The sequence below is a fragment of the Streptococcus sp. WB01_FAA12 genome, from assembly GCF_012843315.1.
Taxonomy (GTDB): Bacteria; Bacillota; Bacilli; order Lactobacillales; family Streptococcaceae; genus Streptococcus.
This window is the reverse complement of record NZ_JABAEX010000001.1, coordinates 278,065-291,462: the sequence shown is the minus strand read 5'-3', so window position 1 is coordinate 291,462 and position 13,398 is coordinate 278,065. Positions and strand designations below refer to the sequence as shown.

Genomic DNA, 13,398 nt, shown 5'->3' with positions numbered 1-13,398 from the left:
GTAATTTATATAGAAGATTTTCAGCAAGTTATCAGAAAGGAAAACGAAGAAAATAGCAAAAATCGTAAGAACAGTAATAAGTATAGCCGAGATAATACTTTAACAAAATAGAAACTGTAATATTTACGAAAAAAGAAATTTTCTACACAAGATGTCCCAATATTTGTATTAGAATATCTAAAATATAACCAAAGTGGAAATGACAGATTATGATGTATTCATAAAAATGGATCATTGGTTAATTTTATATAGGATACTTATGAGTTTCGTATCCTTTCATAAGGAGTATATAAATACAATGTTTGAAAAAGTTCATTTTATGTGATACACTATCTGTGATTATAAGATTAAAAAATGGATATCTGGATACTTTTGTTTGATAGAGAATGTTATCAGATTATAATTAGATTAAATGAATGAAAGAATACAGAATTAGGAGGCGCGTGGTGAAAGAAAATGATGTTATTTTAAAACGGCAATCGACTCAAATATTTTTTAAGAATGGTGATACGGATTTTTTCTTCAATTGGTTGTTAGGAATCGGTGAAATTTTTGGTTTCTCTCATGGAGAGCTTTATTATCTTGCTCAAAGATTGGGGAACTCACCAAAGCCTGATGACTGGAAAAATGTATTTTTATCGCATGTAAACTACCTTGAACAAGAAGCAAGTAATTCAGGGTTGAGTGAACAAACAAAGGCGCAGTATTATCTTGCACAGACCTACTCACTTCGCTCGGCAATCCAATTTACCGATCCATTTTCTGAAGAGTATTTACCGACCGTTCGTCAAATGGAGAAGGTGTTTTCTAGTGCAATTCATTCACTAGGTGCACCGATTGAAAAATTAACTATTACCTATCAGGGTTCTTACTTGCCTGGTTATTATCTTCATAGCGGCGATAATTGCCCAACGCTAATCATGATTGGTGGAGGTGATACTTATCGCGAAGATTTATTTTACTTTGCAGGATATCCTGGATGGATACGAAATTATAATGTTTTAATGGTTGACCTTCCCGGTCAAGGGAGCAATCCTAGTAGAGGGCTGGTCTTTGATGTGGATGCCTCTATTCCAATTTCATTATGCATAGACTGGTTGGAAAATAGAAATCCTAAACTAAATTATTTAGCCATTTATGGTGTCAGCGGAGGGGGATATTTTACCGCACAAGCTGTTGAAAAGGATCCAAGAATTCATGCTTGGATTGCTAGTACCCCAATTTACGACGTTGCAGAACTTTTCAGAAAAGAATTTGGATCAAGTTTGAAAGCACCTAGTTGGTTAATAAATGCCATTTTAAAATTAGCTGGAAATTTGAATGAATCAGCAAATTTGAATTTTAAAAAGTATGCATGGCAGTTTGGTACTTCTGATTTTAAGAGTGCTATTAATGATGTATTTAACCACGCAAAGATTGTAGATTATCAAAAAATTCAATGTCCTTGCCTGTTTATAATGGGAAAGGGAGAAGGTACTGAGCTGCAACGACAAACTAAGGTAATTTATGAAGCGCTTAAATCTAAAAATCCGCAAACTAAACTTCAGGTTTTTGAGTCCGAAAGCGGTGCAGATGCTCATTGTCAAGTCAATAATTTAAGACTCGCCCATAATATCGTTTTTGATTGGTTGGACACTTTATTTGAATGGAATAGATTGAATTTTTAGCCACGCTTACACTACTTAAGTATATCTATTTTAATGTGAGACATCAAAAGATTATTTTACGTTAAGTGGCTAACTAGATAATTCTATACTATTAATAATTAGTGCCCAAATTTCCCATAGTACCTGTATGATAGAAAAAGAAGCAAGTTCATTTTCAGTAAAAGTCCATAAAATACTTGAAAAATTATCTAGAAGGTGATATAATACAGTCTTGTAAGGGTTATCACTTATAACTCAAATAGAAAACACTTAAAGGAGAGTCAAACTATGGCTTCTAAAGATTTCCACGTAGTGGCAGAAACAGGTATCCACGCACGTCCAGCAACATTGTTGGTACAAACAGCTAGCAAATTTGCTTCAGATATCACTCTTGAGTACAAAGGTAAATCAGTAAACCTTAAATCTATCATGGGTGTTATGAGTCTTGGTGTTGGCCAAGGTGCTGACGTTACAATTTCAGCTGAAGGTGCAGATGCTGACGACGCAATCGCTGCTATCACTGAAACTATGGAAAAAGAAGGATTGGCATAAGGAAAATGACAGAAATGCTTAAAGGAATCGCAGCATCTGACGGTGTTGCAGTTGCAAAAGCATATCTACTCGTTCAACCGGATTTGTCATTTGAGACTGTTACAGTCGAAGATACAAACGCAGAAGAAGCTCGCCTTGATGTCGCTCTACAAGCATCACAAGACGAGCTTTCTGTTATTCGTGAGAAAGCAGTAGGTACGCTAGGGGAAGAAGCGGCTCAAGTTTTTGACGCTCACTTAATGGTTCTTGCTGACCCAGAAATGATCAGCCAAATCAAGGAAACAATCCGTGCGAAGAAAGTGAATGCAGAAGCAGGTCTGAAAGAAGTGACAGACATGTTTATCACTATCTTTGAAGGCATGGAAGACAACCCATACATGCAAGAACGTGCAGCGGATATCCGCGACGTGACAAAACGTGTATTGGCAAATCTCCTTGGTAAAAAATTGCCAAACCCAGCTTCTATCAATGAAGAAGTGATCGTGATTGCGCATGACTTGACTCCTTCAGATACAGCTCAATTGGACAAAAACTTTGTAAAAGCTTTTGTAACCAACATTGGTGGACGTACAAGCCACTCAGCTATCATGGCGCGTACACTTGAAATCGCGGCAGTATTAGGTACAAACAACATCACTGAAATTGTTAAAGATGGTGATATCCTTGCTGTTAACGGTATCACTGGTGAAGTGATTATCAACCCAACTGATGAGCAAGCGGCAGAATTCAAGGCTGCTGGTGAAGCTTATGCGAAGCAAAAAGCTGAATGGGCACTTTTGAAAGATGCTCAAACAGTGACTGCTGATGGTAAACACTTTGAATTGGCTGCTAATATCGGTACTCCAAAAGACGTTGAAGGTGTCAATGCCAACGGTGCCGAAGCTGTTGGTCTTTACCGTACAGAGTTCTTGTACATGGATTCTCAAGACTTCCCAACAGAAGACGAGCAGTACGAAGCATACAAAGCTGTACTTGAAGGAATGAACGGTAAACCTGTTGTCGTTCGTACAATGGATATCGGTGGAGATAAGGAACTTCCTTACTTCGATATGCCTCACGAAATGAACCCATTCCTTGGATTCCGTGCCCTTCGTATCTCTATCTCTGAGACTGGAGATGCTATGTTCCGCACACAAATCCGTGCCCTTCTTCGTGCGTCTGTTCACGGTCAATTGCGTATCATGTTTCCAATGGTTGCGCTCTTGAAAGAATTCCGTGCAGCCAAAGCAGTCTTTGACGAAGAAAAAGCAAATCTTCTTGCTGAAGGTGTTGTAGTTGCGGATAATATCCAAGTTGGTATTATGATCGAGATTCCTGCAGCGGCTATGCTTGCAGACCAATTTGCAAAAGAAGTTGACTTCTTCTCAATTGGTACAAACGACTTGATTCAATACACAATGGCAGCAGACCGTATGAACGAACAAGTTTCATACCTTTACCAACCATACAACCCATCAATCCTACGTTTGATTAACAACGTTATCAAAGCAGCTCACGCTGAAGGTAAATGGGCAGGTATGTGTGGTGAGATGGCTGGTGACCAAAAAGCTGTTCCACTTCTTGTCGGAATGGGCTTGGATGAGTTTTCTATGTCAGCAACATCTGTCCTTCGTACACGTAGCCTGATGAAAAAACTAGACACAGCTAAGATGGAAGAGTACGCAAACCGTGCCCTTGCAGAATGCTCAACAATGGAAGAAGTTCTTGAACTTCAAAAAGAATACGTTGACTTTGATTAATTGAAAGGTCCTTGCAACTTAGTTGCAGGGATTTTTTGCTTTAAAAATTTGGTGATTGATTTTCAATATAGGATTCTTAAATCAGACTGTTCAGATAGAAGGTAGTGTAGAAAACAAAAAAATTGTTAACTGGTTCATAAAATTCTTGACAAGTTGAAAATTTAGGAGTAAACTATTAACCAGTTAACTTTTAGAGAGGAGTTTCTGCAATTTAGAAATGAATTGCAACCAGAAATATCAAAAAGAAAGAGAGTTTCGATGAAAATTAATAAGAAATATCTAGCTGGTTCTGCGGCAGCCTTGATTTTAAGTGTTTGTTCTTATGAGTTGGGATTGTATCAAGCTAGAACAGTCAAGGAAAATAATCGTGTGTCTTACGTTGATGGTAAACAAGCGACGCAAAAAACGGAGAATCTAACTCCTGATGAGGTTAGTAAAAAAGAAGGCATCAATGCCGAACAAATCGTCATCAAGATAACAGACCAAGGCTATGTCACTTCACATGGCGACCACTATCATTATTACAATGGCAAGGTTCCTTATGACGCTATCATCAGTGAAGAGCTGCTCATGAAGGATCCAAACTACCAGCTCAAGGACGAGGATATTATCAGTGAAATCAAGGGTGGTTATGTTATCAAGGTAGATGGAAAATACTATGTCTACCTTAAGGATGCAGCCCATGCAGATAATGTCCGTACGAAAGAAGAAATTAATCGACAAAAACAAGAGCATAGTCAGCATCGTGAAGGAGGGACTTCAGCAAACGATGGTGCGGTAGCCTTGGCACGTTCACAAGGACGCTATACCACAGATGATGGCTACATCTTTAATGCTTCTGATATCATTGAAGATACTGGTGATGCTTATATCGTTCCTCACGGCGACCATTACCATTATATTCCTAAGAGTGAGTTATCAGCCAGCGAATTGGCTGCCGCAGAAGCCTTCCTATCTGGTAGAAGTGGTCAATCAAATACGCCTACATATCGCCGTACCAATAACAACAGTGCTAGCAGTGATATAGATAGATGGACCCCATCCTATAATAATCAAGGTAGTGGCTATACGAACACAAACACGGCTAACAACAGTAACGACGATAGTCAAGCGAGTCAAAGCGATGAGGATATTGATGGCCTTCTGAAACAACTTTATGGCTTGCCACTCAGCCAATGACACGTAGAATCTGATGGCCTTGTCTTTGATCCAGCACAAATCACAAGTCGAACAGCTAGAGGTGTTGCAGTACCTCATGGGGACCATTACCATTTTATCCCTTATTCACAGATGTCTGAATTGGAAGAACGAATCGCTCGCATCATCCCGCTTCGCTATCGTTCGAACCATTGGGTGCCGGATTCAAGACCAGAACAACCAAGTCCACAACCGACTCCGGAACCTAGTCCAAGCCTGCAACCTGCACCAAATCCTCAACCAGCTCCAAGAAATCCAATTGACGAAAAATTGGTTAGACAAGCGGTTCGAAAAGTAGCTGATGGCTATGTCTTTGAGGAGAATGGAACCTCACGTTATATTCCAGCCAAGGAACTTTCGGCAGAAACAGCAGCAGCCATTGATAGCAAACTAGCCAAGCAAGAAAGTTTAGCTCATAAGCTAGGAGATAAGAAAACCAACCTCCCATCTGCTAATCGAGGATTTTACGACAAGGCTTATGATTTACTAGCAAGAGTTCATCAAGACTTACTTGATAATAAAGGGCGCCAAGCTGATTTTGACGCTTTGGATAAGCTCTTGGAACGTCTCAATGATGTCTCAAGCGATAAAGTCAAGTTAGTAGATGATATTCTTACCTTCCTAGCACCGATTCGTCATCCAGAACGTTTAGGAAAACCAAATGCGCAAATTGCTTACACTGATGATGAGATTCAAGTAGCCAAGTTGGCAGGCAAGTACACAACAGAAGACGGTTATATCTTTGATCCTCGTGATATCACCAGTGATGAGGGGGATGCCTATGTAACTCCACATATGACCCATAGTCATTGGATTAAGAAAGATAGTTTGTCTGAAGCCGAAAGAGCGGCAGCCCAGGCTTATGCTAAAGAGAAAGGTTTGACTCCTCCTTCAACAGACCATCAGAATCCAGGAAATACGGAGGCTAAAGGAGCAGAAGCTATCTACAACCGCGTGAAAGCAGCTAAGAAGGTGCCGCTTGATCGTATGCCTTACAATCTCCAACATACCGTGGAAGTTAAAAACGGTAGTTTAATCATTCCTCATTATGACCATTACCATAACATCAAATTTGAGTGGTTTGACGAAGGACTCTATGAGGCACCTAAGGGTTATACTCTAGAAGATCTCTTTGCGACTGTAAAATATTATGTTGAACATCCAAGCGAACGTCCGCATTCAGATAGTGGTTGGGGCAATGCAAGTGACCATGTTCAAAGAAACCAAAATGGTCAAGCTGATAATAATCATACGGAAAAACCATCAGTTGATAAACCTCGTACAGAAAAACCTCGCGAAGAGAAACCTCAGAGTGAGAAACCAGAATCTCCAAAACCAACAGAGGAACCGGAAGAAGAATCACCAGAGGAGACAGAAGAACCTCAGGTCGAGACTGAAAAGGTTGAAGCGAAGTTAAGAGAGGCTGAAGAGCTACTTGCAAAAATCCAAGACTCCATTATCAAGTCCAATGCCAAGGAAACTCTAACAGGATTAAAGAATAACTTGCTATTTGGCGCTCAGGACAACAACACTATTATGGCAGAAGCTGAAAAGTTGTTGGCATTGTTAAAGGAGAATAAGTAGTTGTAGCAACATTTTCTAACTCCTAAAAACAGGATAGGAGAGCTAGAAAAGATAAAATCGAAAATGAGAGCAGAATGTAAGTTCTAGTTCTCATTTTTTTCATGAAAATATGTAAAATATCTTGACATATAGTGTAAATAAAGATAAACTATTTACTAGTTAATTAAACGGTTAAATACTAGTTAAGGAGTAAAAATGAAAAAAAGAACATTTCTATTATTAGTGGTAGGTCTCTTGGTTCTTGTCTTAGGAGCATGTAGTCAAAAAGAAAAACAAGAAGCAAAAGGAATGAAGATTGTAACAAGTTTTTACCCAATCTATGCCATGGTCAAAGAGGTATCAGGTGACTTGAATGACGTACGGATGATTCAGTCAAGTAGTGGGATTCACTCCTTTGAACCGTCAGCAAATGACATTGCTGCTATCTATGACGCAGATGTCTTTGTCTACCATTCTCATACGCTCGAATCTTGGGCTGGAAGTCTAGATCCTAACTTGAAAAACTCAAAAGTTAAGGTTTTAGAAGCTTCTGAAGGAATGACGTTGGAGCGTGTTCCAGGTTTAGAAGATGTTGAAGCCGGTGACGGTATTGATGAAAAAACACTCTACGACCCACACACTTGGTTAGATCCTGAAAAAGCAGGCGAAGAAGCGCAGATTATTGCGGATAAACTTTCGGAGCTTGATAGTGCCAATAAGGAAACGTATCAAAAGAATGTTAAAAACTTTATCGCTAAAGCCCAAGAATTGACTAAGAAGTACCAGCCTATTTTTGAAAAAGCGAGCCAAAAGACTTTTGTTACACAGCACACAGCCTTTTCTTATCTCGCTAAACGGTTTGGATTGAAACAACTTGGTATAGCAGGGATTTCCCCTGAACAAGAGCCAAGTCCGAGACAACTAACAGAAATTCAAGAATTCGTTAAGACCTATAAGGTTAAAACCATCTTTACTGAGAGCAATGCTTCTTCTAAAGTCGCTGAGACCTTGGTCAAATCAACAGGAGTTAGCCTAAAGACACTCAATCCTTTAGAAGCAGATCCTGAAAATGACAAAACTTACTTAGAAAATCTAGAAGAAAACATGAATGTTCTTGCAGAAGAATTAAAATGAGGAGATGATAAAAATGAAGAAGAAATACCTTGCAGCAGGATCGGCTCTTGTCCTTTCCCTAAGCCTTTGCATCTATGCATTGAACCAACACCAGGTAGAAGAAAACAAAGATAATAACCGTGTGTCTTACGTTGATGGGAAGCAAGACTCTCAAAAAACAGAGACCCAGACACCAGACCAAGTTAGCAAAAAAGAAGACATTCAGGCTGAACAAATTGTCGTGAAAATCACTGATCAAGGTTATGTGACTTCGCACGGTGATCATTTCCATTATTACAATGGTAAAGTTCCTTTTGACGCGATTTTCAGCGAAGAGCTTTTGATGAAAGATGCCAATTATCAACTGAAAGACGCTGATATTGTCAACGAAATCAAAGGTGGCTACATTATCAAGGTTGATGGCAAGTATTATGTCTACCTTAAAGATGCGGCTCATGCTGATAATATTCGTACGAAGGACGAAATTGAGCGCCAAAAACAAGGTCATACTCATGATGCACCAACTTCAAACAGTGCAGTGGCACTTGCTCAATCTCAAGGACGCTATACTACCGATGATGGTTACATCTTTAATCCATCTGATATCATAGAGGATACTGGTGATGCTTATATTGTCCCTCATGGTGGACATTACCACTACATTCCAAAGAGTTCTTTGTCTGCTAGCGAATTGGCTGCTGCGCAAGCCTACCTTTCTGGAACTAGAAAACAGCCAAGTGTGACTGACTATCGTCCGAGTCCAAACGCAACTAGTCAAACTAGCAATCTGAGTCAAGAAGCTGAAAGATCAATCAATCCAGAAGAGAGCTTACAGAGTCTATTGCAGCAACTCTATGCACTTCCAAGTGCTCAACGTTATGCTGAATCAGATGGCTTGATTTTTGACCCTGCTAAGATTTCAAGTAGAACGCCAAGTGGCGTAGCGATTCCTCATGGAAATCACTATCATTTCATCCCATATACAAAGCTTTCTGCCTTGGAAGAAAAGATTGCGCGAATGATTCCTTTATCTAGCGACAGTGGGAAACCAACACCTTTAGAAAATCCAAGCAAACCAGCAGAGCATCCAGCTCAACAAGATCATCATGACCAAGACGGTGACCATGGAAGTCAGGATACCAACCATGAAGACCATGACCATGATGGAGAGGAGCATGACCACCATCACGGCGAGGACCATGATCATGGTTTTGCAGCTGACCGTGTCATCAGTGAGGATGAGCAAGGTTTCGTAGTATCTCACGGAGATCACGCTCATTATTTCTTTAAGAAGAACTTGACTGCAGATCAAATCAAAGCTGCCCAAGATCACTTGAAAGAAAATCATCAGTCTCAGCACGTTCAACCACTTGCAAAGACTATGGAAAGTTTCTCAAGAGATGCTAGCGATGAAGAAAAAATCAAGTATATCTCACAGACCTACGGAGTACCGCTTGAAGCGATTCGTATTTCAAATGGATTCTTTGTCTTTGGAAATCCGGATCAAGCCTATGATCCTACTCATATTCATCCCTATGCAGTACGAAAAGAACATGTTCGTATTCCTCTCCAAACTGGGAATCCAGAACTGGACTTCCTAAATGAACTGTATACGACGGCCCTACGTGATGGGGTGTCTCCTTATAGTTTACAGGTTGAAAACGGTAGTTTTGTCATTCCTCATGGTGATCACAATCACTACATTAAGGTTCAGACCAAGGGTTATGAGGTCGCTTTAAAGAACAAGATTCCTACTTTACAATCAAGCTACCAGCCTGGTGCATTTGATGAACAAACTGTTCTTTCTAAAGTTGATCAACTGTTAGCGGATAGCAGAAGTCTCTACAAAGACCAACCTATCATGCAAAGACGGGTAGAACTTGCTTTGGGTCAATTTACCGAAAACATGAAAAAACTGGCGACCAACTCAACCGCTGGTTACCTAGCGGCCTTGGATCTCTTTGATAAGCAATATATCCATGTGGATCAAAGTGTGTCTCCAGTTGAAACATCACCTTTGGACAAGAAATACCAAACCCTTGTAGATAAGATCAATACACTGGATACAGATACTTATGGTTTGCCTAAGAAGGATCTCTTGCTACATTTGCAGGATGCGAAGTTAGCACAAGATAATACAGAGTTGGATGCGATTGAAGCGAAACTTCAAGCCTTGCAAGATTTCCGCGATCGGACAGGAGTCACAACAGTAGAGTACATCAAGTACTTCTACGAACATGTATCTGATGGCCGACTCAGAGAAGAACTACGTAACCGTGTTGCCAAGTTGACTTGGGAACTTTACCAGTCGCAATCTTTCCTCAAAGCGACCGACTTGAACAAGTTATTCCCAACTATTTACCAAACTAAGCTAGAAGTAGAAGAGGCTCTCAAAGAAGAACCCGTTTCTACAAAAGCTGGTAAGACTATTCTAGATACGGAAAAAGTAGATAGTCAAACTGCTAAGACAGCCATCTATGAATTCCTAAAAGAACTCTACGGTGATTTTATGCCAGAAGAACGTGTCACTCATGTGAAGAAGGAAGAAGTTGAAGCACTTCTAGCCAAAGTAACGAACCTCTTAGCGCGTGTCAAAGAAGACGGTATCAAACAATCCCTAGCTGAAGAAGCATCTAATATCAAAGCAGCCGCAGAAAAGGAAAATGCAGACCTTGACGAAGCCAAAACACAGCTAGAGGAACTTTTGAATCGTATTGCAGCAACTATCCAACGAGAGGAAAAACAAGCTGAACAGGATCCGCAAACGGTGATCATCTACCAAAAACTCTATAATGTCTTGCTCTCTCTTCACAAGTACTTAGAGGATAACAAAGGATCCGATGCTGACTTTGAACGTGTTGATGCCCTATTTGATCAACTTGCAGCCAAAAGCAGTGATAAAGAAGGTCTCCTCACTCTAGCTAAAGAGATCATTAGCTTGAACCAAGAACTCCGTTCAAAATCAAGTGAAACTGATAGCCAATCTAAGTCTGAGAAAGGCAGTGAAGCAACTGCTTCTCAATCAAATGAAAAAGAAGTACAAAGTGAGTCTGAGCCAAGTGCTCAACCAAAGGAATAAAAAGAAAGGCGAAGTAGCTGAGCTACCTCGTCTTTTTTAGTCTTTATAAGATACAATGCCAATGATGGTATCCACCGCACGCTCCATAGTCTGAAGGCAGACGTATTCAAAACGTCCATGCATGTTTTCACCACCTGCAAAGATATTTGGAGTTGGAATTCCCATAAAGGAAATCTTAGATCCATCTGTCCCACCACGAATTGGTTCAATGATTGGCGTGATTCCAAGATCTTCCATAACAGCTTTAGCAATGGTAACGGGTGTCATGTCTTTCTCGATGACTTCTTTCATATTGTAGTACTGGTCAGTGAGAGTGAGTGTAACGCGGTCATTCCCAAGTTCTTGATTCATCTTGTCAGCGATAGACTGCATAGTTGCTTTACGCGCTTCAAAGGCATCCTTTTCAAAATCACGAATGATATAGCTTGCACGCGCCTCCTCGACACTACCTGACACATCCATAAGATGATAGAAACCTTGGTAACCATCTGTCAGCTCTGGTCGGTCATTTTCAGGAAGTTGATTATGAAAATCAATAGCCAGCTGAAGGGCATTGACCATCTGACCTTTGGCTGTTCCAGGGTGGACATTACGCCCTTGGAAATGGAGGTCAGCAGCTGCTGCTGAGAAAGTCTCGTACTGAAGTTCCCCCAGTGGCCCGCCATCAACCGTGTAGGCGAAATCAACATCAAAATCTTTAGCATCGAATTTGTTAGCACCAACGCCAATTTCTTCATCTGGACCAAAACCAACTCGAATTTCACAATGCTTGATTTCGGGATGAGCAGTCAAGTATTCGATAGCGGTCATAATCTCAGCGATACCTGATTTGTCATCAGCACCCAGTAAGGTCGTGCCGTCAGTTGTGATAAGCGTTTGGCCTGGATATTTCTCAAGGCTCTTGAAATCAGCAGGATCGAGTTTAAATCCAGAATCACCCAAGTCGATAGCTCCACCATCGTAATTTTCGATGACTTGCGGATTAACTCCTTCAGCATTAAAATCAGCAGTATCCATGTGGGAGATGAAGCCAATTTTGCGAGTGAGTTTTGGATCATTAGCTGGTAAGGTACCAATGGCAAAACCATTTTGGAGGTAGTAAACATTTTGCAGACCGACACGTTTCATTTCAGGAATAAGAACATTGGTCGCAAAATCTACCTGACTTTGCGTACTTGGAGTAGTAGTAGAGTGTTCATCAGAACGCGTATTGACCTTAACGTAGGTTAAAAACCGTTCTAAAAGATTCGGGTAATTCATAAAAACTCCTTTATTATCATTTTTTTCATTGTATCATAGAATGGAGAGAAAGACAAAGAGGAGTAAATAAAAAAACAAAATTAATGAAAACGTTTATTTATTATATCTTTCATGGTACAATGGTAATTGAAAAAAACATCACAAGGATATATCAATGAAAAAAGCAATTTTAATGATGACATTCGGTTCACCAGAAGAGATTACCTTTGAGAGTGTAGCGGATTTTTTTACCAATATTCGTCGTGGGGTTAGACCCCAGGATCACGAGATTCAGACCCTCTATGACAACTATGTCCGTATAGGTGGAACACCGCTTCAGAAGATTACCCGTGAGGAAGTTGCTTTAGTAAGAGAGCGATTGGGAGAAGAGTATGGCATCTACTTTGCTAACAAATTTTCTCGTCCCTTTATCCCTGATGTGATCAAGCAGATGGAAGCTGATGGCGTTGAAGAATGTATCTGCTTGATTTTGGAACCTCATTATTCCTTCTACTCGGTGATGGGATATGAGAAGTTTCTGGAGAGCAAGCAAATACGCTTTTTAGTCATTAAGGAGTGGTATCAGCAACAGTCTTTGCTAGACTTCTGGACAGATGAGATTGGTAAAATCTTGAGAGACGAAGTGGGAGGGGAGTCCTTTAAGGTGATCTTTTCAGCCCATAGTGTTCCAATTTTTGCTTTGGATTTTGGAGATCCTTATATCGATCAGATTTTTGATAATAGCAAGTTGATAGCAGAGCAACTCAGTCTAACCGCAGATCAGTATACCAATACTTGGCAGAGCGAGAGTGATATTGGAATCCCTTGGATCAAGCCAGATGTACTCGAGTATTTGAGAGAACAGAAACAACATCCAGAGCATTATATCTTTGTCCCAATTAGCTTTATCAGTGAGCATATTGAAGTTCTTTTTGATAACGATGTAGAATGTTATGAATTATGTCAAGAATTAGGTGTAACCTATCATCGACCACCTATGCCAAACACAGATTCCCGTTTAATTGATGCTTTAGTTGATACTGTAAGAGCCAATGAACAAAAAGAATTTAAGGAATTTCTCCCAGAAGAAGAAACCTTTGACGAATTAGCACCTTCAGCAACCACCAAGGATATTATGGAGGAGACAGATGACCTTCAGATGCCAGAATTTGTGAAAAAACTGATTGAGAAAAAAGGCCGTGAAAATGTAAAGATGCCTTACTTAATTAAAAAAATGCTAGAAAAGGCAGGTAAGTTGCCGAAAGACTAA

7 protein-coding genes and 1 pseudogene are annotated in these 13,398 nt (G+C 40.1%); 7 read left to right on the top strand and 1 reads right to left on the bottom strand.

Features of this window, described 5'->3' with window-relative positions:
* The first annotated feature begins 446 nt into the window (after positions 1–446).
* The 6 genes and pseudogenes from HF881_RS01365 (at position 447) to HF881_RS01340 (ending at position 10,889) form a co-directional block, all read left to right on the top strand.
* A complete protein-coding gene (locus HF881_RS01365) occupies positions 447–1,667 on the top strand; it encodes an alpha/beta hydrolase (protein ID WP_169446139.1) in 1,221 nt (406 codons plus the stop codon).
* Between the two features lie 267 nt (positions 1,668–1,934).
* The gene (locus tag HF881_RS01360; RefSeq protein WP_000146948.1) at positions 1,935–2,198 is read left to right on the top strand and encodes a phosphocarrier protein HPr; all 264 of its coding nucleotides are present in this window, start codon (positions 1,935–1,937) and stop codon (positions 2,196–2,198) included.
* Between the two features lie 5 nt (positions 2,199–2,203).
* Positions 2,204–3,937: a phosphoenolpyruvate--protein phosphotransferase gene (gene ptsP / locus HF881_RS01355; protein WP_169446138.1), complete on the top strand. Its 1,734-nt coding sequence runs from the start codon at positions 2,204–2,206 to the stop codon at positions 3,935–3,937.
* A gap of 258 nt (positions 3,938–4,195) precedes the next feature.
* Positions 4,196–6,718 (top strand): annotated as a pseudogene (locus HF881_RS01350) (pneumococcal-type histidine triad protein).
* Between the two features lie 195 nt (positions 6,719–6,913).
* Positions 6,914–7,831, top strand: a complete 918-nt coding sequence (locus tag HF881_RS01345) for a zinc ABC transporter substrate-binding protein (protein WP_169446137.1) — start codon at positions 6,914–6,916, stop codon at positions 7,829–7,831.
* Positions 7,832–7,844: 13 nt separating this feature from the next.
* On the top strand, positions 7,845–10,889 hold the full coding sequence (locus tag HF881_RS01340; RefSeq protein ID WP_206283153.1) for a pneumococcal-type histidine triad protein: 3,045 nt from the start codon (positions 7,845–7,847) through the stop codon (positions 10,887–10,889).
* Positions 10,890–10,925: 36 nt separating this feature from the next.
* On the opposite strand, the gene pepT is transcribed toward HF881_RS01340, so the two are convergent.
* A complete protein-coding gene (gene pepT, locus HF881_RS01335) occupies positions 10,926–12,149 on the bottom strand; it encodes a peptidase T (protein WP_169446136.1) in 1,224 nt (407 codons plus the stop codon).
* Between the two features lie 154 nt (positions 12,150–12,303).
* Between pepT and hemH the strand changes: the two genes are divergently transcribed.
* Positions 12,304–13,398 carry a ferrochelatase gene (hemH, locus tag HF881_RS01330; RefSeq protein ID WP_169446135.1) on the top strand — a complete coding sequence of 365 codons (1,095 nt, stop codon included), beginning with the start codon at positions 12,304–12,306 and terminating at the stop codon, positions 13,396–13,398.

Coding starts and splice junctions, on each gene's coding strand:
- hemH (WP_169446135.1), top strand. CDS start 12,304: ATGAAAAAAGCAATTTTAATGATGACATTCGGTTCACCAGAAGAGATT.
- ptsP (WP_169446138.1), top strand. CDS start 2,204: ATGACAGAAATGCTTAAAGGAATCGCAGCATCTGACGGTGTTGCAGTT.
- HF881_RS01340 (WP_206283153.1), top strand. CDS start 7,845: ATGAAGAAGAAATACCTTGCAGCAGGATCGGCTCTTGTCCTTTCCCTA.
- HF881_RS01345 (WP_169446137.1), top strand. CDS start 6,914: ATGAAAAAAAGAACATTTCTATTATTAGTGGTAGGTCTCTTGGTTCTT.
- pepT (WP_169446136.1), bottom strand. CDS start 12,149: ATGAATTACCCGAATCTTTTAGAACGGTTTTTAACCTACGTTAAGGTC.
- HF881_RS01360 (WP_000146948.1), top strand. CDS start 1,935: ATGGCTTCTAAAGATTTCCACGTAGTGGCAGAAACAGGTATCCACGCA.